18 protein-coding genes are annotated in these 20,007 nt (G+C 63.2%); 10 read left to right on the plus strand and 8 right to left on the minus strand.

The window, feature by feature from the left end; all coding sequences use genetic code 11:
- The first annotated feature begins 242 nt into the window (after positions 1 to 242).
- The 4 genes from AB7M16_RS04290 (at position 243) to AB7M16_RS04305 (ending at position 2,636) form a co-directional block, all read left to right on the plus strand.
- Positions 243 to 1,568, plus strand: coding sequence for an LLM class flavin-dependent oxidoreductase (locus AB7M16_RS04290; protein WP_453943224.1), 1,326 nt, complete (start codon positions 243 to 245; stop codon positions 1,566 to 1,568).
- Between the two features lie 126 nt (positions 1,569 to 1,694).
- Positions 1,695 to 1,862, plus strand: coding sequence for a 50S ribosomal protein L33 (rpmG, locus tag AB7M16_RS04295; protein WP_007603295.1), 168 nt, complete (start codon positions 1,695 to 1,697; stop codon positions 1,860 to 1,862).
- A 283-nt stretch (positions 1,863 to 2,145) separates the two neighbouring features.
- The gene (locus AB7M16_RS04300; protein WP_172783385.1) at positions 2,146 to 2,376 is read left to right on the plus strand and encodes a DUF3551 domain-containing protein; all 231 of its coding nucleotides are present in this window, start codon (positions 2,146 to 2,148) and stop codon (positions 2,374 to 2,376) included.
- 5 nt (positions 2,377 to 2,381) lie between these two features.
- The gene (locus AB7M16_RS04305; RefSeq protein WP_453947125.1) at positions 2,382 to 2,636 is read left to right on the plus strand and encodes a DUF3551 domain-containing protein; all 255 of its coding nucleotides are present in this window, start codon (positions 2,382 to 2,384) and stop codon (positions 2,634 to 2,636) included.
- A 98-nt stretch (positions 2,637 to 2,734) separates the two neighbouring features.
- On the opposite strand, the gene AB7M16_RS04310 is transcribed toward AB7M16_RS04305, so the two are convergent.
- Positions 2,735 to 3,634 carry a GNAT family N-acetyltransferase gene (locus tag AB7M16_RS04310; RefSeq protein ID WP_453943225.1) on the minus strand — a complete coding sequence of 300 codons (900 nt, stop codon included), beginning with the start codon at positions 3,632 to 3,634 and terminating at the stop codon, positions 2,735 to 2,737.
- Positions 3,635 to 3,739: 105 nt separating this feature from the next.
- A complete protein-coding gene (locus AB7M16_RS04315; RefSeq protein ID WP_453943226.1) occupies positions 3,740 to 5,113 on the minus strand; it encodes an FAD-binding oxidoreductase in 1,374 nt (457 codons plus the stop codon).
- Positions 5,114 to 5,222: 109 nt separating this feature from the next.
- Between AB7M16_RS04315 and AB7M16_RS04320 the strand changes: the two genes are divergently transcribed.
- On the plus strand, positions 5,223 to 6,131 hold the full coding sequence (locus AB7M16_RS04320) for a LysR substrate-binding domain-containing protein (RefSeq protein WP_212255076.1): 909 nt from the start codon (positions 5,223 to 5,225) through the stop codon (positions 6,129 to 6,131).
- A 160-nt stretch (positions 6,132 to 6,291) separates the two neighbouring features.
- The gene (locus AB7M16_RS04325) at positions 6,292 to 6,810 is read left to right on the plus strand and encodes a hypothetical protein (RefSeq protein ID WP_453943227.1); all 519 of its coding nucleotides are present in this window, start codon (positions 6,292 to 6,294) and stop codon (positions 6,808 to 6,810) included.
- A gap of 142 nt (positions 6,811 to 6,952) precedes the next feature.
- On the opposite strand, the gene AB7M16_RS04330 is transcribed toward AB7M16_RS04325, so the two are convergent.
- From AB7M16_RS04330 to AB7M16_RS04340, 3 genes are all read right to left on the minus strand, one after another.
- Positions 6,953 to 10,345, minus strand: coding sequence for an AAA family ATPase (locus AB7M16_RS04330; RefSeq protein ID WP_453943228.1), 3,393 nt, complete (start codon positions 10,343 to 10,345; stop codon positions 6,953 to 6,955).
- Between the two features lie 357 nt (positions 10,346 to 10,702).
- Positions 10,703 to 12,064: an amidohydrolase family protein gene (locus AB7M16_RS04335; protein ID WP_453943229.1), complete on the minus strand. Its 1,362-nt coding sequence runs from the start codon at positions 12,062 to 12,064 to the stop codon at positions 10,703 to 10,705.
- A 166-nt stretch (positions 12,065 to 12,230) separates the two neighbouring features.
- Positions 12,231 to 12,434 carry a hypothetical protein gene (locus AB7M16_RS04340; protein WP_439366982.1) on the minus strand — a complete coding sequence of 68 codons (204 nt, stop codon included), beginning with the start codon at positions 12,432 to 12,434 and terminating at the stop codon, positions 12,231 to 12,233.
- 455 nt (positions 12,435 to 12,889) lie between these two features.
- On the opposite strand from AB7M16_RS04340, the gene AB7M16_RS04345 reads away from it, so the two are divergent.
- Positions 12,890 to 13,900: a lipoprotein N-acyltransferase Lnb domain-containing protein gene (locus tag AB7M16_RS04345; RefSeq protein WP_439366980.1), complete on the plus strand. Its 1,011-nt coding sequence runs from the start codon at positions 12,890 to 12,892 to the stop codon at positions 13,898 to 13,900.
- Between the two features lie 233 nt (positions 13,901 to 14,133).
- Here the strand turns inward: AB7M16_RS04345 and AB7M16_RS04350 are convergent, their stop codons facing one another.
- The gene (locus AB7M16_RS04350; protein ID WP_453943230.1) at positions 14,134 to 15,372 is read right to left on the minus strand and encodes an MFS transporter; all 1,239 of its coding nucleotides are present in this window, start codon (positions 15,370 to 15,372) and stop codon (positions 14,134 to 14,136) included.
- 130 nt (positions 15,373 to 15,502) lie between these two features.
- Here AB7M16_RS04350 and AB7M16_RS04355 point away from each other — a divergent pair, with 130 nt between their 5' ends.
- Positions 15,503 to 16,099: a TetR/AcrR family transcriptional regulator gene (locus AB7M16_RS04355; RefSeq protein ID WP_453943231.1), complete on the plus strand. Its 597-nt coding sequence runs from the start codon at positions 15,503 to 15,505 to the stop codon at positions 16,097 to 16,099.
- A gap of 295 nt (positions 16,100 to 16,394) precedes the next feature.
- Here the strand turns inward: AB7M16_RS04355 and AB7M16_RS04360 are convergent, their stop codons facing one another.
- Positions 16,395 to 17,768: a PleD family two-component system response regulator gene (locus AB7M16_RS04360; RefSeq protein ID WP_212255071.1), complete on the minus strand. Its 1,374-nt coding sequence runs from the start codon at positions 17,766 to 17,768 to the stop codon at positions 16,395 to 16,397.
- Positions 17,769 to 17,782: 14 nt separating this feature from the next.
- The gene (locus AB7M16_RS04365) at positions 17,783 to 18,148 is read right to left on the minus strand and encodes a response regulator (RefSeq protein WP_008566616.1); all 366 of its coding nucleotides are present in this window, start codon (positions 18,146 to 18,148) and stop codon (positions 17,783 to 17,785) included.
- A gap of 242 nt (positions 18,149 to 18,390) precedes the next feature.
- Here AB7M16_RS04365 and AB7M16_RS04370 point away from each other — a divergent pair, with 242 nt between their 5' ends.
- Together AB7M16_RS04370 and AB7M16_RS04375 are read left to right on the plus strand one after the other, a co-directional pair.
- Positions 18,391 to 18,702: a DUF3572 domain-containing protein gene (locus AB7M16_RS04370; protein WP_172783374.1), complete on the plus strand. Its 312-nt coding sequence runs from the start codon at positions 18,391 to 18,393 to the stop codon at positions 18,700 to 18,702.
- Positions 18,699 to 20,003, plus strand: a complete 1,305-nt coding sequence (locus tag AB7M16_RS04375) for a DNA polymerase IV (protein WP_453943232.1) — start codon at positions 18,699 to 18,701, stop codon at positions 20,001 to 20,003. The genes AB7M16_RS04370 and AB7M16_RS04375 overlap by 4 nt, the downstream gene beginning before the upstream one ends.
- Positions 20,004 to 20,007: the final 4 nt, after the last annotated feature.

The raw sequence follows: 20,007 nt of genomic DNA on the forward strand, positions 1-20,007 counted from the left end.
GCGTAGTTCGAAGTCCGAGTTCTATCCTCCGTCATTCCGGGGCGCGCGAAGCGCGAACCCGGAATCCATCGCTCGGCAGTCTTTGCGGCCCAATGGATTCCGGGTTCGCCGCTTTGCGGCGCCCCAGAATGACGTGCTGAAAGATCTGCGAAAAACAAAAAATTCTTCCCGCCTCCCCCAATGGCGGAGTTCCCGCCCGCACCTATGTCTTTCCGAACGACAATGAAGAAGGACAGCGGGCGATGGCACAACGACAACTCAAGCTTGGCGCGTTCATGCGCCCGATCAGCATCCACACCGGCGCCTGGCGCTATCCCGGGGCCTGGCCCGACGCCAATTTCAACTTCTCGCACATCAAGACGCTGATCCGAAAGCTCGAGGCCGGCAAGTTCGACGCCTTCTTCATGGCCGATCACTTGGCCGTGCTGAACATGCCGATCAACGCGCTCAAGCGCAGCCACACCGTGACCTCGTTCGAGCCGTTCACGCTGCTGTCGGCGCTCTCGGCGGTGACCGAGCGCATCGGCCTGATCGCGACCGGCTCGACCACGTTCGACGAGCCCTATCACGTCGCGCGCCGCTTCGCCTCGCTCGACCATCTCAGCGGCGGCCGTGCGGGGTGGAATATCGTCACCACCTCGAACCCGGATGCGGCGCTGAATTTCGGCCTCGACGACCACATGGAGCACGCCGAGCGCTACAAGCGTGCCCGCGAATTCTACGATGTCGTCACCGGCCTCTGGGATTCCTTCGCCGACGATGCCTTCGTGCGCGACGTCGAGAGCGGTCTGTTCTTCGATCCCGCCCGGATGCACACGCTCGACCACAAGGGCAAATACTTCAAAGTGCGCGGGCCCCTCAACATCGCCCGCCCCGTGCAGGGCTGGCCGGTGATCGTGCAGGCCGGCGCCTCCGAAGACGGCAAGCAGCTCGCCGCCGAGACTGCGGAAGCCGTGTTCACCGGCGGCGGCAGCCTCGCCGACGGCCAAAAACTCTATGCCGACATCAAGGGCCGCATGGAGAAGATCGGCCGCGACCCCGAGCACCTGAAGATCCTCCCCGGCGCCTTCGTCGTCGTGGGCGACAGCGTCGATGAAGCCAAGGAGAAGCGCGCTCTGCTCGACAGCCGCGTGCATTACGACAGCGCCATCGCCTCGCTCTCCGTCATCCTCGGCACCGACGCTTCCGGCTTCGATCCCGATGGCCCCCTGCCCGAGATCCCCGAGACCAATGCCAGCAAGAGCGGCCGGCAGCGCCTGGTCGACCTCGCCGCCCGCGAGAAGCTCACCGTGCGCCAGCTCGCCCAGCGCGTCGGCGGCTATGGCGGCCTGTCCTTCGTCGGCACGGCCAAGACCATCGCCGACCAGATGGAGGAATGGCTGGTCGGGCGCGGCTCGGACGGCTTCAACATCATGTTCCCGTTCCTGCCCGCCGGCCTCGACGATTTCGTCGACAAGGTGGTCCCGGAGCTGCAGCGGCGCGGGATTTTCCGCAAAGACTATGAAGGGCCCACCTTGAGGGAGAATCTGGGCCTGCCCCGGCCGAAAAGCCGGTTCTTTGAGGCCTGATGGGCCCGATTTGAGCGGTTTGTGCCCCCTGAAACCTTGACTTCCCGCCGTTTCTGGCTAGGTTGCCGGCCAACGCGGGCCGTTTGGCCGGCTCCAGATTCCCCCTGATATTCTGAGGTTCAGAACATGGCCAAAGCGGTCACCATCAAGGTCAAGCTCGTGTCCTCGGCCGACACCGGCTTCTACTACGTCGCCAAGAAGAATTCGCGCACCATGACCGACAAGCTGGTCAAGAAGAAGTACGACCCGGTCGCACGCAAGCACGTCGAATTCCGCGAAGCCAAGATCAAGTAAGATCGGCGCAGCGCCAAGGATTTTTACGGGGCCCTTGCGGGCCCCGTTGCTGTTTTGGCGCGCGTGTTCGCGTGTCCCTGGGCCAGCTACCAAGCCCTGCGGACGTTCCTAAGCACCGGCGACAAGCCGTCGAACGTTGGCAGGAACGATGCAGTGCGACACGGAATTGTTGCCTGCGCCTCTAACCAGCTTAGGCCATTATTCTTGAGCCACGATCATCAAGCGGCTATTTTTCGAAGGCGAACCTCTGGCGTTGCCGCTCAGTTGACATGATGGAGATCGCATGCGCATCGCTCTACTGATTGTCCTCATGGTCATCGGATTTTCTCCCGCAGCAAACGCTGAGCGCGACTATCCCTGGTGCGTCGTCGGCGGACACCTCGGTTTTCCCGGCGAATGCATGTATTCGACGCGAGAGCAATGCCTGGCGTCGGCGTCCGGGCGATGGAACACCTATTGCGACGTGAACCCGCGCGTGAGGTTCAAGCAGCCGCCTCCGCCCCGGCCGCGCTGATCATGATGCGCGCGCTTGCCTGTCTCCTCTTGGTCTTGATCACCATGTCCGCGCCCAGTCCAGCCGCAGCACAGCGGTTCGGCGGCAACTATCCGGTATGCATGCAGAGATGGGAATGGGGCGGCGTCACCTGGATTTCCTGCCAGTATCGTTCATGGGACGAGTGTAGAGCGAGCGCTGCAGGCCTTTCGGCCATGTGCATGGATAACCCTTATGCGCAACGGCCGCTCCATCCAGAGCGCAGCCCGCGGTCCCGATAAGGCTAGAGCATGACCCGGCACGGAACGAGCGCCGATCCAGCCATCATTCCGTGGCCTTCCTGCCTGCCCCGCGACGCCAGCCTTCTCGGTTGAATCCTCTACATGAAACCCGGATTGCGCGGGAGGTAGCTGCCCCAATCTCCGAACGGTCTGTTCGACATCAGCAGCATCGGGAACGTCAGACGCATCCCGTGGTCGGTCGCCGCCTTGAGCGCTGGCTCGCTCGCGCCCGGCACAAAGGCCGAAATGGTTGGACAATCGGTCTGTGCCGCGAACGACAACGCAGTGGCAAAAGCGGCGTCAACGAGATCTGGCCTGCGGACTGCAAGCGGACCAATGTGTCCACCCGAAATATAGACATACCCGACGCACTCATTGCCGGCGTGGATGGTGAATCCGCGAATCGTGCTGTCGCCCAGGAGAAATCGATGATGCTTCTCCCTGGAAACGCCGACAGCACTGACATCGATCGCCGCCAGCTCGTCGTATGCGATTGCGTCGGCAGTGAGAGATTCAAGACGGAGCCGCGGCGCAGCCAATCGTGGCGCCAGGTGGTCGCGAGGGACGCTGACCATGTAGATTGGAAAGCGCGGGAACAGTCCGTGGCGAATGTAGAGGCCTTGAGATACGTTGTTGAACGTGAAGGTGATCAGTGCCTTGATGGGCGCTCCGCGCATGTCTGCATGCGCGAACGCCTTGTTGAGGAGTTGATTGCCAATGCCATCGCTCTGACGATCAGGCGCGACGAACAATTGAGCCAAGAACCAAAGCTCGCCACAGACCCAACTCCACGCGAAGCCGACAATCTCTCCGTCGTCATCGGCCACCCATAAGCCTTCGGGATCATCCGCCAGCGAGAAGGCCTGAAAATTCGGCGGGCGAGAGGATGCCATCTTCCCGAACCCCCGCCGTTCAGTGAGCTCGTTGATGCTGGCGACGACGAGGTCATCGGCCTGCTTCAAGTCGTCGATGCGAGCGGGCCTGCACACGACCGCCATTCTCAAGTCCCTCCCGGGCATCAGCTCGCCCCACCCACTTTGGATCAGGTCGCGGCTTGGTTTCTACTCACATCCTGACGAGAGCGAGGAATCGTCAGCCGGCAATCAAGCGAGCGGCCGGATGTTCTGGTTCATCCGGAAGAAGTTCGTAGGGTCGTATTTCGCTTTGATCTGCTGCAGGCGGCGGTAATTCCGCCCATAGGCAGCGGCAACGGGATCGCCTGTCTCGTCATCATCGAGATAATTGACATAGCGTCCGGGCGCAAAGAAGGGCCGCATCCTTTCATAGGTTGCGCGTGCCCACGAGATGCAGCGGCTGCTATCGCTGGCCTGCGTCCATTGCGCGAGGATCAGGAAATTGTAGCCCTCCTGCCGATGCACGAATGCCGTATCCCCGGCATCCACGCGGGCCGCGGCACCGTGGATATGCTCGAGCAGCAGCTGCCCCATGGGAGTCGGGCAGCGGGCGAAACATTCGATCATCGTCGCAATCGCCCCATCGCTCAGCTCCACGAGGAAGTTCGACTTCCAATAGTTGAAGGCGCCTTTCGGATAGTTGGCGTCGAGCATCCGGTTGAGCTCGCAATAGGTCATCGGTCCGACTGCATCCAGAATCGGAGTTCCGAACTGTTTCAGCGGCTGCATCTCTCGTTCGGCCTCGGCGACTTCACCGCAGTGGCTGGTGACCAGGGCCGCGACCTCCCTGCCGGACCCGTCCGGCGCATGGGTCAGGGATGCGAACAGCATGTGCTCGTCCGTGAGCGATCGCGTGCTGGTCCGGAAAAATTCCAGCACGTCGCGGGAGCGCTCGATTGGGTGGACGATCGGGCCGCCGGTGATGACCGGCCCTACCTTATGGAGGTCGTATTCGAGGCTGGTGGCAATCCCGAAGTTTCCGCCGCCGCCGCGGACGGCCCAAAACAGATCGGGCTGCTCTTGCTTGCTGGCCCGCAGAACCTTGCCATCAGCCGTGACGAGTTCGACAGCCCGCAGATTGTCCAATGCGAGGCCGTACTTGCCCATCAGCCAGCCCAGCCCTCCGCCGAGCGTCAGGCCCGCGATGCCGGTGGTCGAGACCACGCCGCCGGTCACCGCAAGTCCGTGAAGTTGCGTTTCTCGATTGAGCTCGCCCCAGGTGACCCCGCCCTGCGCCCATACGGTCTTGCCGATGGCGTCGACCCGAACCCCCTTCATGGGTGAGAGGTCGATCATGATCCCGCCGTCGATGGTTGCGCGCCCCGCCACATTGTGGCCGCCGCCGCGAACCGCGACCTCGAGGCCGAGCTTGGTCGCAAGTGTCACCGCGTCCACGACATCGGCCGCACTGCGGCACCTGGCAATCAATGCTGGCCGTTTGTCGACCAGCCCGTTGTGGACCTTGCGCGCCTCATCGTAGCCCTCGTCTGCTGGTTTGAGCAGTTCTCCTCCGAAGGAGGCGCCAAGTTCGGCGGCAGCGCTGGCGACAGATGCGATGGACATGACATGGGCTCCTCAGCTTGACCCGCCATATCCTCGATCCTGGGCTGTCTCAGAGCAAATCCGAAGAATTCAGGTGACGATGAACTGATTTCACCTAGACTGACCGCGCATGCACAAGCTGCCTCCCCTGATCGAGCTCCGCGCTTTCGAAGCTGCCGCCCGTCATCTGAGCTTCAAGAAAGCCGCGGCAGAACTCGGCGTCACGCCAACCGCGATCAGCCACCAGATCGGCTTGCTCGAGCAGTATTGCGGCCGCGCCTTGTTCCGGCGCAGACCACGTCCGCTTTCGTTGACCGAGGCCGGCGCGCGGCTGTTTCCGGCCATTCGCGGCGGGCTCGAGGCGTTTGCCGCTGCCATTGCGTCCGTCAAGGAGGAAGGTGACCAGCAGCCGCTCCGGGTGACGACGACCAATGCCTTCGCCAGCCGCTGGCTCGTGCCCCGCCTGCCCCTGTGGCGGAAGTTGCATCCCGACGTGCCGCTGGAAGTGATCGGCACTGACACGGTGCTCGATCTGCAGGCCGGAGATAGTGACGTTGCCATTCGCTATGCGACCAGCCGCGTACCGCCGACAGACGGGATCGTCGATGAGCTCTTCAGCGATACGTTCTGGCCGGTCTGCAGTCCGGATTTGCTTTCAACGGGACGCCTGAAGAGACCAGTCGACCTCGCAAAGCATGTTTTGATCCACTCCTATTGGTCGCCGGCCGATCGCGAGCCACCGACGTGGCAGAGATGGCTTGGTGCAGCCCAGCGCCGGTGGCGCGAGGTGCCCCCATACAAGGACCTGCAGCACTTGAGTTTCCGGGAAGAACTGCACGCCATCGAGGCGGTGATCAGTGGGCAGGGCGTCGGGATCTTCAGTGATGTGCTCGTGGCGCACGACCTCGCCACCGGCACGCTCGTGAAGGCATTCTCGTTGAGCCTGCCCGGCTATGGCTTCTATGTGGTCAGCAGGCCAAGCCATCCGCGCGCGCGGACCATTCGGGTCTTTTCGCAGTGGTTGCGGTCGAGTACCTGATCCGGGTTCGGAAGGGCTCAGCACAAACGGCGAAGTCGTCATGTGCAGACTTTTCCTGAAGCCCGTGAACCAGCAGAACGAACATGCGCCCTCCGCCCACAGAGAATGAACATTTGGCCGCTTCGGCGCGACCAAAAGCTGATCTCTTGGAAACGACACCATGCCGAGCCCGATGTCTGCCGTCGCGAGAGCTTGCCCCGCCATCCGCATCCTGCAGGGCTTGATCGCCGTCGCCCTCATTGCCATGGCCTCACCGAGCACGGCCGGCCAATGGCGCTACGGTTGCCGAGGCGTGCTACCGAGTGACGATGCACCGGTGGTGGTCTTTAGCCGGTCATCGCTTGTGATATTGCCGAAGGCGTGGCTGAACGGGCCGTTGCTCACGGCTGTCAACGACGATCTCCAGATCGCGAAATTCGAGGCGATCGACATCAATTCGGGCCTCGACAAGAAGATGGAGTTCAAGCGCGAAGGGGAACCCGAGGAGAAGCTGACACTGACCGAGATATCGTCCAAGAGGACGTCGGATGTTTACCGTCCACCCGGACGTCTGCCGCGCTCTGAGGAGACGACCCAGTACCGGAAGGTGTTTCGGTGGGTCGGCAACGGCGCCTTTGCGGGTCCATACGAGATCAAGATGGACTGCATCAATTACGAACTCTCAGCGCCGCAACGGTGACAACTCCAGCTGCGAATCCGGAGTGACGGGGCCGCCCCGAGAATTGACGGCGCCGAGCAGGTCACCGTTGCCCTCATGTGTCTTTCGGGTGCAGCGGAGTCGCCCAACACGAGAACGCTACGGAGCTCCAATGGAGCGCGCTTCAGAGTTCTTCCAGCAGCGCCTTGCTTTCCTTCAAGTCGCGGGTATCAAAGCCCTCGTCGAACCAACCGTAGACCGGCGCGAGAAGACCGCGTGCTTCATCACCCCTGTCCTGATCACGCCAGAGCCGGGCGAGACTGACGGCGGAGCGAAGTTCCCAGAGTTTCGCCTCCTGCTGGTGAGCAATCGCAATGGCGTGGCGAAACTCGGTCTCCGCATCGGCCTCGGCGCCTGGCCGAGCCCTCAGCATCAACTCGCCTCGTCGCCGATGCAGCTCGGCCTCGAACCACCGCACCCCCGATTTCTGGGTGAGTGCCAAGGCGTCGGAGAGTTGGCCGAGCCCGGTTTCAAATCGTGCTGCCTTTGCCTCGGCTGCTGCGAGCTGCGCGAGGTAGAACGGAAGAGTCCATGCTGCGCCGGACGCCTGGAATCCCTCGATGCCGCGCCGCAGCAAGTCCACCCCGGCCTCGGGGTCGCCGGCTTCGGCCAGCGTCCAGCCGCGATATGCCGTCCCCATCGCGAGAAAGAAGGCAAAGCGCTGCTCGGTGGTGAGCGCAACCAGCTCGTCCGCCCGTTGCCCAACCATGCCCGCGTCTTCGAGCACGAAATGCAACCGGCAGGCAACGCTCAGCGCGAATGCGAGGCTGATCGGGTGCGACGAATCGCGGGCCTCTGCCAGGGCGTCACTGCTCTGCACGCGCGCCTGATCGGCGAAGCCAAGAAGGCCACATGTCAGCGAGAGGAACGAAAGCATCGCCACGCGGGCGTTTTCTGCGAACAGGGCCGTCAGAGAGCGCTGCTGCGCCGGATCGTAAAGGGCGAGCCCCCGCTCGAGATGGCTGCGCGCCAAGGCCAATTGTCCGCGATGAAGCCAGCTATCGCCGACTGCCCGATGACCGGCGACAAGAATGGCCGCATCGTTCTGTCGTCCGGCCAAATCGAGCAAATTCTCGGCGATGCGATGCGATCGGTCCGTTTCACCACGGACGTGATAATGCACGAACTCGCCCCAGAGTGCCTTGAGCAGGTTCGGCGTGTCGTTGAGTGCCTCGCAGAGGCAACGCGCCCGGGCGTAGGCCCTGCCGGTCTCTTCGGCCGCGTGGCCCTTCGCGGCGATCAGTGCACCGCCGAGCGCGAGTTGAAGGTCAGTTTCGGTGCGCTGGCGCGCGGGAGTATCCGGCAGTTCGGATAGCAGATCGAGCGCCTTTCGCATCTGCGCGATTGCTTCTGTCATTGCCGATCGAGCCTTTGAACGCTCACCAGCCTCCTGCCAATAGGAAACCGCCTTTTCGGCCAGGCCCGCATGTCCGCAGTGGTGGGCGAGGATTTCCGGCTGCTCTTGGATGCCCCTGGCGAGCCTCTCCTCCAGTGCGCCAGCGATCCGCGCGTGCAGCTCGCGGCGTTGGCCGCGCAACATTGTGCCGTATGCCGCATCCTGGACCAGTGCATGTTTGAACAAGAAATTGGCGTCGGGCGGCTCGACACTCCCAAACACGAGGCCGGTGTTGATCAGCCGGTCGAGCGCCGCCCGCAACTCGCTGTCGCACCGCTGTGCGACCGAGGCCAGCAGATCGTAGGAGAACTCGCGGCCGATAGCCGCGCCGATTTGTGCCACCTCCTTGGCGATCGGACCAATCCGGTCGAGGCGCGCCATCAACGAAGCATGTAGCGTGGCCGGTACGGCAAGTCCGGGCAGCGGCGCGAAGGAGATCGCTCGCGCGATACCCTCGGGGCTCGTTTCGAGCACCGCTTTGGTCAACTCCTCAACGAACAGCGGCACGCCATCCGTTCGTTCGGCAATTTCATTGACGATTTCGGTCGGCAGCGTCTGGCCACCTGCCACGCTCCGGATCAGCGCAGCGCCCGCTTTCTGGTCAAGCCGGTTCAGCACGAGCGAGCTGACATGCGGCTTTCCGGTCCATACCAACTGGAACTCGGGGCGGTAGGTGATCAGGACCAAAACCGGTAGGCTTGCTACGCGATCGACGGTTCGGTCCAGCAGCTCGCGCGAGCTTGGATCGATCCATTGCATGTCCTCGAACACGATCATGATTGGACATCTTTGCGCGAGAGCTTCAAGCTGGCGAACCAGAGCGGCGAAGCTTCTCTCCTTCTTTTGTTGCGGCGTACTCGTAACCGGCAAGTATAGATTATCGTTGGGGATCGACAGCAACTCGGCCAGGATCGCCACGTCGTCGTCGGGCGGCAATGCAGGCGATAGGAGCGCTCGAAGTTTGTCGAGCTTGGTCGTCGGTGTGTCCTCACGATCGAAGCCAGCCGCCCGCTGGAGTTGTGCGGTGAAGGGGTAAAGCGCGCTTTCCTGATGATGAGGCGAGCAGAAGTAGCGCAAGCAGGTGTGCGGCTCCCGCTCGATACGCTCCTGAAGAGCCGCAACGAGGCGCGACTTGCCGATCCCCGCCTCGCCGACGAGCAGCATGACTTGACCGGTACCCGCCCGCGCATGGCTCCAGCTCCGCTCCAACCGCGCGAGTTCTTCCTCACGCCCAACCAGCGGGGCGAGGACCGAAGGGTGCAACGCCTCGAAGCGGCTTTCCGCTGTTCCCTCATGAAGCACCCGCCAGGCTTGCACCGGTGCGGCGAAACCCTTCAGCGTCACGGCGCCGAGATTCTCGTAGTCAAAGAGCCCGCCGATGAGCCGCCGCGTGTCCTCAGCGATGACGACCCCATCCGGTTCGGCGAGCGCTTGCAGTCGAGCGGCAAGGTTCGGCGTCTCGCCAAGGACTGCCTGCGCCTCCGCCGCTTCGCTGCCGATAAGGTCGCCTACGACGACGAGGCCAGTTGCGAGCCCAAGACGAACCCGCAGCTCGAGCTCCGGTGGGGCTCCCGGCGCGTGCCTGGTCGCGGCGATCTCAAGCGCAGCGCGCACTGCGCGTTCGGCATCGTCCTCATGCGCTGAAGGATGACCGAACAGGATGAGCATGCCATCGCCGATGTAACGGCTGACGGTGCCACCGTACTTGCGGACGACCGCCGCTACGCTATCGCGGTACTCAGCAATGATGTCCCGTAGATCTTCCGGGTCGAGCTTTGTCGCCAGTGCCGTCGAGCCGACGAGATCGCAGAACATCACTGTGAGCTGACGACGCTCGGCGGAAGAACTTGGTGCGGCTAACAAGCCTGCGCGCTCCGTGACCGGTGCCACGATGGACGTCGATGCGCCGGCCCCTGTCGTCACTTGCGGCGATACGGTCGGCGTGAGCGCGGCACCGCAGTCGCCACAGAAGTTCTTGCCCGTCGGATTGTCGCCCCCGCACGCAGGGCAGCGAACGAACAGCGGCGCGCCGCAATCGCCGCAGACCTTCGTTCCCTCCGGGTTGACTCTGCCGCAATTCGCGCAATCCATGGCCGCACCCGATCGAATTCCGACCGACATGAGTTCGCGTCGGTCTATGGACGAATCTTCAGAGCGCGCTCTTTCAAGATTCTTCGTCAGCCGCCTACCAAGCGCCAAGCATGATCAAACTCACAATGGCCAGGAAGCAGACACAGGCGATAGTCGCAGGGAAAATGAGCCAGCCGGGTGTCATCGTTGCCTCCCGAGCGGTTGTCTCGAAAAGCTTAAGCTGGCCGGCGCGATTAGGATTATGAACTGGCTAACACTCTGCAACTCAAGCCCATTTTCAATCTGAGAAGGCCGACCACAGCCTGACACGACCCAAACGCGAAATTTGGCAGCCCACCGTTGGGATCGATCGCGAGCTGGTCGATCGAAAGGGCGATGACGTTGCTGCTAACGGGCAAGCGTATCTTTGTAGATAATTCCATCTTTCATGATGATCTTGAAATTGTTGGCGGGGTCGGCAAGAAGGCCGATATTGTCCAGGGGATTTCCGTCGACGAGCAGCAAATCCGCGAGTGCGCCCTGTTCCACGACGCCAAGTTTGCCGGGATAAGGATTCCGCTTGCCCGATAGCGCCAGCAGTTCGGCATTCGTCGATGTCGCCATGGTCAGCGCTTCGGCGGGCGTGTACCAGCGAGCGAGTGAGGCCAGGATGGCCCCCTGTTGGCGCGCGAGCGCTGCAGAGAACAGGACGTCGGTGCCCCACGCCGTCTTGATCTTGTACTTCCTCGCCAACTCGTAGGATCTGGCTATGCCGGGCCAGACCTCATCCGCCTTGGCTCGCTGGATGGAGCCTACAGGAAAGCCCAGCCTCAAATCCTCGGGGAGAGGCTGCATACTCAGCCAAACACCCTTCTCTGCCATCAGCTTCGCTGTTGCGTCGTCCATCAGGAAGCCGTGTTCGATACACTTCACCCCAGCCGCAATGGCTCCCCGAATTGCAGCAGCCGTAAAGGCATGCGCAGCGACGTACGTGCCCCAGTTCTCAGCCGCTTCGACGGCCGCGCGTATTTCGGGTTCGGTGAACGTGGTCACGTCGATTGGACTGAAAGGCGACGACACTCCGCCGCCAGCCGTCAACTTGACTTGGGAGGCGCCTTGCATGAGCTGTTCGCGGACACGGACGCGAACCTCGTCGGGACTGTCCGCAACCATTGCCCCGCCGGTCTGCTCCATGCGGGTGAGCATGCCGCCGATCGTCCGCGGCAGGTCGGTAAGCTGGCGGAAGTCCCCATGCCCACTCGTGACAGTAATGACCGCGCCGGACGGATAAATGCGCGGACCCTTGATGATACCTTCGTCGATGGCGCTTTTGAGCCCGAACACCGGCCCGCCCACATCTCGAACGCTAGTAAAACCGCGCATCAGAGTGTGCGTGGCCTCGTCGCCAGCGACAAGATTGACGTAGCCGACGTCGCCGAGCGACTGTGCCGGCGTGACTCGGATCAGCATCGCATGCCAATGGTTGTCGATGAGGCCGGGCATCAATGTGCGTCCGCCGCCTTCGATAATGCGAATCTCCGCCGGGCTATCCACCGCTATCGGCTGTAGCGAGATTGATTCTATCTTGTTGCCGCGCACCAAGACGTTGGAGGAGGCAGACAGCGTGGCGCTCTTGCCATCGAAGATGCGGACGTTCTGAAAGAGCGTGGCCGCGCCACCTGTCTGAAGCGCTTGCTGCGCCAGGCTCGCTCCACCGGGCCCGGCCGAGAGCATCACCGCGATCGACAGCGAACGAAATGTTACGCTCATCGACGGTCGGATCCGCCGCGCGCTGTACAACGCATTCAACAGAGTTCCTGTCATCACTGCGCACGGCCCTTCTCGTTGCGTGTCAGCTGCGTCCGGTTGAAGCGGCCGGACCTTTGCGATTGCGATGCTGTGCATGGCTCTCGCAGCGACGATCTTGCGACCTCGGTCAGAGCGGACCGCCCTGGTTGCGCCTGATGATCTTGAGAGCCAGAAAGATCGCGCCGGCAACAAGGAAGGCAACACCGATCGCGGCGAATCCGCTGGACTCGTTACTCAAGCCGAGCGCCGTGAATAGCAAACCGAAAAGCAGGAGAAGCATACCCGCGAACTTCTTGATCAGGAGGATTGGTCTTTCAACTGCGATCGCCATCAGCGCACTCCCTATTCACTATTTATCGATTCATTCCGTTATGCCGTTCTCGCCGCCGGGCGCCACGCATAGCCAGCCAGGCTATGCCGCGAGAGATCAGATCGACGCCGAGCACAAATCCGAGCAAAGGACCTGTCATCGGGATTCCCGTGAGCATAGCGAGGCCAGGGAGAATTCCGAATGCGCCGGACAGCAGCATCACCCAGCCCGCATCCTTCCAGTGGCGGAGGCCCGGAAAGAGTCGAACCGACGGACATCGGCAGCAACACGCGCGCCACGAAGGTGATGTCGCGCAGCCCCTTGAACGCGCTGTAAAAACGAGGCCATCGCTTCTCGTTCGCGAAAAGCTACTGTAGCGTGTAGCCGCTCACAATGAAACGACAGGTGATCTGACACAACGCAGCTGTCGAAGGGCATGGCCGCAGCTTCGCGGCAGGAGCAGCCAGGTGACTTCAGTGCGCAAATTCGTATCAATGTTGGTCATGTGGCCGAGAAAGCCGATTGGCCTTCTCATTCGGGTCCTGCTCGTCACATGGGCCGTACTGGCCATCTACTACTCGAACTTGCCTTGGTCCTGGCTGCGTACGATTGCGGCCGGAGCGTTTGCGGGCTTTGCGATTTGGGCGCTCTGGCGTTCGCGCCAACCGCGCATGTCCGCTCTCTTCCTCGTCATGTTTTTCGGTGTCGTCGTATGGTGGATCTCAATCCCTCCATCACACGATCGGGATTGGCGACCGGAAGTCGCGGTGATGCCGCGGGCGGCCATCGACGGCGACCGCGTGCGCCTGACCGGCGTCCGTAACTTCGACTACCGAAGTCGAAGCGACTTCACGGTGCGCTACGAGGAGCGCGAGCTGTCGCTGTCGCACTTGATAGCCCTCGATTTCTACGTTTCCTATTTCACCGAGGGGCTAGTCGGGCACACGTTTGTGAGTTTTGTCTTCGACAATGCGCCACCACTGGCCATCTCCATCGAGACGCGTCCTGAGGTCGGCGAAGGCTTTGCGCCCGTCGCCTCCCTGTTCAAGCAATTCGAGCTCATCTACGTGGTCGGTGAAGAGCGTGATGTTGTGGGCGTGCGCACCAACCATCGCCACGAGCCGGTGTACCTGTATCGCCTCAATACATCGGTTGACGACGCGCGCCGGCTGCTGATGATCTATTTGACGCGCATCAACGAGCTAGCCGATCGGCCGGAGTTCTACCATCTGTTGACCAACAGCTGTACGATCAACATCGTGCGCTATGCAAATGCGGCGGGCCGACGGGGGCGCTTCGACATTCGACATCTGTTCAACGGACTGATCGATAGCTATCTCTACCACTCCGGCCGGATAGATGCGACGCTGCCGTTTGATGAATTGAGGCGGGGGTCCTTGATCAACGAAGCCGCACAGGCGGCCGATGGCGCAGCCGATTTCTCACAGCGGATCCGCTTGTCCTTGCCGACAATGGTGCGACCCTGACCCCTATTGGGCTCACAAGAGCCGCCGCCGATCCGCCGGGTTCTCCTCTCCTGCCCATGTCCATCTCGGGTCCTGCTTGTCTACGGCAGTTGGCCATGATCGGAGGCGGCAAGCTGTCTCTGCCCGGCTTGAACGGTTGTAGTCTGCGCTGGTTTACAATCGGCCCATGACGGCTAAACAGCGCGGCGTCCGCGGTAAGCTCCCAAGCTGACGAAAGCGACCAGTTGCCCCTGCTAGGCCGTCCGCAACACCGGCGCTGGCGGCTGCGATGGGCGGATCAGCGCGAATGCGACCTGCACGATGCCGCCGGCAAGGCCGAGCGCGACGCCGATGCGCCAGGCCATGGTGTAGGAGCCGAGTGCGTCGTAGAGCAGCCCTCCTCCGTAGGCGCCGAGGAAGCTGCCGATCTGGTGGCTCATGAAGGCGAGGCCCTGGATCATCGCCTGCCAGCGCAGGCCGAACATCTCGGCGACCGCGCCTGCGACCAGCGGGCCTACGCCCATCCACAGGAAGCCCATGATCGCGCCGAACAGCAGCGTGGAGAACGATGTTGCCGGCAGCATGAAGTACCAGGCGAGCGCCAGCGAGCGCAGGATGTAGATCCCGCCCAAGAGCGCCAGCTTGTTCCAGCGCTGGCCCGCCCAGCCGAAGAACAGCGAGCCCAGCACGTTGAAGCCGCCGATCATGCCGAGCGTCTGCGCGCTCAGCATCGGATCGAGGCCGCAGATTGCAAGGTACGACGGCAGGTGCGTGGTGAGGAACACGAGCTGCATGCCGCAGACGAGATAGGCGCAGGTCATTACCACGAAGGACGCATTGCCGAACGCGGTCCTTGCAGCCGTCGCGGCCGTGGCATCGTCGATGTCGTCGGCGGCCGGCTTGGGCAGCGGGATCTTGTCGACGCGCCCGGCATACCAGGCCGCCGGGATCATCAGCACCGACATGATGACGAAGCCGGCAAGCCCGATGCGCCAGCCAAAGCCCTCGTTGAGCATCTGGCCGATCGGCGCCGACAGCAGCGCCCCGAGCGATCCCGCGCCGGAGACGATGCCGAGCACCGTCGAGCGCACCGTTTCAGGCACCGCGCGCGCCGCCACCGACATCGCGATCGCCGCCGCGGTGCAGGCGAGCGAGGTGCCGATCAGCACGCCGGCGCCGATCATGATGCTGAGAAGCCCGTTCGCCGTCGCCATCAGCGCGAGGCCCGCGATGTACATCAGCGCGCCCACGATCATGATCGGGCGAAAGCCGTAGCGCACGGTGAGAGCGCCGGCGGGCGGCTGCAGGAAGCCCCAGGCGAGGTTCTGCACGGCCAGCGCCAGCGTGAAATCCGAGATCGAAATATGGATGTCGTGCGTCAGCGGCTGCATGAAGATGCCGAGCGACTGCCGTAGCCCCATGCTCAACGTCAGCATGATCGAGGCGCCGATCAGGATCGGCAAGGTCGGGCGCAGGACCTGCAGCAGGGGCATTCTTCTTCTCCCTTTTGGGCGCGGCACGGGTGCCGTCGTCTGCTTTTGCCGATGTTTTTTGGTACACAGACCTGTGTACTTAGGCTATAGATATCCGCTGCTGTCAAGCGAACAGGATGCTTAGCTCCGCATGGCTCCCCCGCCTGCCCCACAGACGATGAAAGAGCGGATCCTTCAGACCGCCGACAAGCTGTTCTACCTGCAAGGCATTCGCGCCATCGGCGTCGACACCATCGCGGCCGAGGTCGGCATCTCCAAGCGCACGCTCTACAACCACTTCCCGTCCAAGGACGCGCTGATCGCGGCCTATCTCGAGCGCCGCTTCGTCAGCGCACGCCCTTCCGACAAGCTGCCCGCCGAGCAGATCCTCGCCACCTTCGATTCGCTGGAGCGGCGCTTTGCCGCCAAGGATTTTCGCGGCTGCCCGTTCGTCAACGCGGTCGCCGAGCTCGGCCCTCAAGACCGCGCCGTGAAAAAGATCGCAATCGCCTTCAAGGAAAGTCGCCGCCTCTGGTTTCGCGACCGGTTGAACGAGCTCGGCGTTGCGGAAGCGGACGCGCTGTCAACACAGCTGGTGCTGCTGGTTGACGGCTCGATCGCGCAGGACTTGGTGCGTGATGATCCGGCGATGGCAAGGGCCGCCAAGGAAGCGGCGACGGTGCTGCTACGGAATGCGGGCGTGGATGTGGGTGGTGATGCGCAGAAGAGACGCAAGCGCGCGAAATAGCCGCTGTCGTCGTATCGTCAGGTGTCATCACCCGCGAAGGCGGATGATCCAGTATTCCAGAGCCGGTTGTGATTGGACCGAGAGGGCGCGGCGTACTGGATTCCCCGCCTTCGCGGGGAATCCAGCGGTGTTTCGAGGACCGCCGCGACCCTACCAATATGCTCCTGTTTTGCCCGACGGGTCAAACGACGCCGCTGCCGGCGCCAGCCATCTCGCCACCCCGCATAACCCATTGATCCGACTACCGCCGGCTACTGTGCATGGGGTTGTTTTCGCAACTTTGTGCGGGCGGCCCTCACGCCGCCTGCGACACGACGCGATTGCGGCCGTCGTGCTTGGCGCGGTAGAGCGCGGTGTCGGCGCGCTTGAGGACGTCGGCAACCGCCTCGCCCTTGTGCTCCAGCGTGGTGAGGCCGATCGAGATCGTGACCTCGATGCGCTTCGCACCCTTGTGGATGGCGAACGGCTCGCCCGCGATCGAGCGGCGCAGGCGCTCGGCGACCATGCCGGCGACGTGGAGATCGGTCTCCGGCATCACGATGACGAATTCCTCGCCGCCGTAGCGGCAGGCGAGATCAATGCCGCGGATCGATTTGCGCACGCGCACCGCGAACTCGCGCAGCACGTCGTCGCCGGCGTCGTGGCCGTAATTGTCGTTGATCGACTTGAAGTAGTCGATGTCCAGGATCATCAGCGCCAGCGGCTTGCCGCGGGTCGCGGCCTGTTCGGCGAGCGTCGCCAGATGGCTCTCCATGTAGCGGCGATTGTGCAGGCCGGTGAGAGCGTCGGTGATCGCCATCTCGATCGAGTTCTGCACGTTGTCGCGCAAATGGTCGGTGTAGCGGCGGCGGCGGATCTGGGTGCGGGCGCGCGCCAAGAGCTCGGTCTTGTCGATCGGGCGCAGCAGATAGTCGTTGACGCCGATCTCGAGGCCGCGCAGCAGCCGCGTCGAGTTCTCGGGCTCGGCGATGGCCAGGATCGGCACATGGCGCGTGCGCTCCAGCGAGCGCGCCTGGCTGCACAGGCGCAGGCCGTCGAAATTGTTGAGGTCGAGCGAGACGATCAGCAGGTCGTAATTGCCCTCGGCGGCGTGGAACAGCGCCTCCGTCGGGTTCGGCTCGACGTCGATGGTGTGCTCGGCGGCGAGGATCGTCGCCAGCCGCTCGTAGGAGGACTGGCGGTCGTCGACCAGGAGGATGCGGCCACCCTTGCCGGTGTCGGCGATCGCACTGCGCTCGGGCGCCTGCATGCCGATCTCGAGCGAGGTGATGGCGCGCATGCGCAGCTCATCGGTCATCATCTTCAGCCGCGTCAGCGAGCGCACCCGCGCGATCAGCACGACATCGGAGACGGGTTTTGTCAGGAAGTCATCAGCGCCGGCCTCGAGCCCGCGATTGCGGTCGGCGGGGCTGTCGAGCGCGGTGACCATCACGACAGGAATGTGGTGCGTGGCCGGATCGGTCTTGAGGCGGCGGCAGACCTCGAAGCCGTCCATGTCGGGCATCATCACGTCGAGCAGGATGATGTCGCATTCGGCACGCCTCGAGATCGCGAGCGCCTCGGCGCCGTTCGCGGCGGTCATCACGTCGAAATATTCGGCGGACAGGCGGGCTTCGAGCAGCTTGACGTTGGCAGGGACGTCATCGACGACCAGGATACGCGCGGACACTGTGAACTCACTTCCTATCCGATAAAACGCCGGACCGTCTCAATGAATTTGCCGACCGAGATCGGCTTGGACAAATAGGCTTCGCAGCCGCCCTCGCGGATGCGCTCTTCGTCGCCCTTCATCGCGAACGCCGTGACCGCGACGACGGGAATGGCACGCAGTTCCGGATCGTCCTTGATCCAGCGCGTCACCTCGAGGCCGGAGACCTGCGGCAGCTGGATGTCCATCAGCACGAGGTCGGGCCGCATCTTGCGCACGAGGTCGAGCGCCTCGTAGCCGTTGCTGGTGCCGGAGGTCTGGTATCCGTGCGCCTCCAACAGGTCGCGGAAGAGCTTCATGTTGAGCTCGTTGTCTTCCACGATCAGGACGGTCTTAGCCATCCCGCCCTCCTGATTGGTCCGAAGGACCGGTCCATGTGACGCCTCAGACGCCGCTTTCCCGGCGTTTCGAAAACTGGATTCAAACTAGCCGCAGATTCGCTTGAGTTTCGTTAAACCCGACGGCCCACTTTCTGCGATGTGGTTTCCAGTTGCTTGTCGGGGCCGGAAGACTTGAGGACGAGACTCGGGCATGATGATTCCAAATTAGAGACCGAAAGTTAACGGAAAGGCAAACCGTCCCCGTGAAAAAGCCTGTTCACAACCCCCGCGAAGTCGCTGAAATCGTTGCGATTCAGGCCCTGTCCTTCGTCGCGGGCGAGCCTGAGCGGCTGGGCCTGTTCCTGGCCGAGACGGGGGTCGGTCCGGAGACCCTGCGCAATGCCGCCGCGGACCCGAATTTCCTCCTCAGCGTGCTCGATTTCGTGATGCGGGACGATGCCACGGTGAAGGCCTTTGCCGAGGCCGCGGAACTGCATCCAACCAACGTTGCCGCAGCGCGGCAGGTCCTCGGCGATGCGCTCGGCGACCCCTCCTGGGAGCGCGACGTGCCGTGACCACCCCTGAGGCGGCCGGGCCCCGCTGCTTCTGCCGGGATTGTCTGGCCGGCCTCGACATGGGCGTACAGAACTTGGGCGTGCGGCGCTGCTCGGCCTGCGGTTCCCCTCGCCTCGTTCGCCACCGCGCGCTCGCCAGCCTGACCATCGCCCATATCGACTGCGACGCCTTCTACGCAACGGTCGAGAAGCGGGACAACCCTGAGATCGCCGACAAGCCCGTCATCATCGGCGGCGGCAAGCGCGGCGTGGTGTCGGCCGCCTGTTACATCGCGCGCACCTATGGTGTTCGCTCGGCGATGCCGATGTTCAAGGCTTTGGAGGCCTGCCCGCATGCGACCGTGATCCGCCCCGACATGGCGAAATATGTCCGGGTCGGCCGCGAGGTCCGCCAGGCCATGCAGGCGCTGACGCCGCTGATCGAGCCGCTCTCGATCGACGAGGCCTTCCTCGATCTCTCCGGCACCGAGCGTGTGCACGGCATGATCCCGGCCAAGGTGCTGGCGCGCTTTGCCCGTGACGTCGAGCGCGACATCGGCATCACTGTCTCGGTCGGCCTGTCCTGCAACAAGTTCCTGGCCAAGATCGCCTCCGACCTCGACAAGCCCAGAGGCTTTGCCGCGCTCGATCAGGAGGAAGCGCGCGCGATGCTGGCGGAAAAGCCGGTCGGCTTCATCTTCGGCGTCGGCCCCGCCACGCAGGAGCGTCTGGTGCAGCGCGGCTTTCGCATCATCGCCGACCTGCAGAAAGCCGACGAGATCGAGATGATGCGGCAGTTTCCGAGCGACGGCCGCCGGCTGTGGCGACTCGCGCGCGGCATCGACGACCGCCGCGTCGAGCCCGACCGCGGCGCCAAGACGATTTCCAGCGAGACCACGTTCGAGACCGACATCCGCGATTTCGCGACGCTGGAAAGAATCCTGTGGCGGCTCTGCGAAAAGACATCGACGCGCCTGAAGAGCAGCGAGCTCGCTGGCTCGACCGTGACGCTGAAGCTGAAGACCGCCGATTTCCGCCAGCGCACGCGCTCGCAGTCGATCGCCGCCCCGACGCAGCTCGCGGCGAAGATCTTCTCGATCTGCCGGGAGATGCTGGCCAAGGAAGTCGACGGCACCGCCTTTCGCCTGATGGGCGCCGGCGTCAGCGCGCTGCGCGAGGGCTCGGCGATCGACGACACCGACATGCTCGACCGCCGCGCCGCCCACGCCGAACGCGCGGTGGACAGCCTGCGCAAGAAGTTCGGCAGCGCCGCGGTGATCCGCGGCATCGCCTATGAGGGCCCGGAGAAGGCGCAGGAGTGATCTA

Source organism: Bradyrhizobium sp. USDA 372, assembly GCF_053629095.1.

Bases quoted from the DNA above. Each gene is read 5' to 3' on its own strand.
- AB7M16_RS04290 (WP_453943224.1), top strand. From the start codon at position 243: ATGGCACAACGACAACTCAAGCTTGGCGCGTTCATGCGCCCGATCAGC.
- AB7M16_RS04355 (WP_453943231.1), top strand. From the start codon at position 15,503: ATGGCTCCCCCGCCTGCCCCACAGACGATGAAAGAGCGGATCCTTCAG.
- AB7M16_RS04305 (WP_453947125.1), top strand. From the start codon at position 2,382: ATGCGCGCGCTTGCCTGTCTCCTCTTGGTCTTGATCACCATGTCCGCG.
- AB7M16_RS04325 (WP_453943227.1), top strand. From the start codon at position 6,292: ATGCCGAGCCCGATGTCTGCCGTCGCGAGAGCTTGCCCCGCCATCCGC.
- AB7M16_RS04310 (WP_453943225.1), bottom strand. From the start codon at position 3,634: ATGGCGGTCGTGTGCAGGCCCGCTCGCATCGACGACTTGAAGCAGGCC.
- AB7M16_RS04335 (WP_453943229.1), bottom strand. From the start codon at position 12,064: ATGAGCGTAACATTTCGTTCGCTGTCGATCGCGGTGATGCTCTCGGCC.
- AB7M16_RS04300 (WP_172783385.1), top strand. From the start codon at position 2,146: ATGCGCATCGCTCTACTGATTGTCCTCATGGTCATCGGATTTTCTCCC.
- AB7M16_RS04340 (WP_439366982.1), bottom strand. From the start codon at position 12,434: ATGGCGATCGCAGTTGAAAGACCAATCCTCCTGATCAAGAAGTTCGCG.
- rpmG (WP_007603295.1), top strand. From the start codon at position 1,695: ATGGCCAAAGCGGTCACCATCAAGGTCAAGCTCGTGTCCTCGGCCGAC.
- AB7M16_RS04330 (WP_453943228.1), bottom strand. From the start codon at position 10,345: ATGTCGGTCGGAATTCGATCGGGTGCGGCCATGGATTGCGCGAATTGC.
- AB7M16_RS04320 (WP_212255076.1), top strand. From the start codon at position 5,223: ATGCACAAGCTGCCTCCCCTGATCGAGCTCCGCGCTTTCGAAGCTGCC.
- AB7M16_RS04365 (WP_008566616.1), bottom strand. From the start codon at position 18,148: ATGGCTAAGACCGTCCTGATCGTGGAAGACAACGAGCTCAACATGAAG.
- AB7M16_RS04315 (WP_453943226.1), bottom strand. From the start codon at position 5,113: ATGTCCATCGCATCTGTCGCCAGCGCTGCCGCCGAACTTGGCGCCTCC.
- AB7M16_RS04350 (WP_453943230.1), bottom strand. From the start codon at position 15,372: ATGCCCCTGCTGCAGGTCCTGCGCCCGACCTTGCCGATCCTGATCGGC.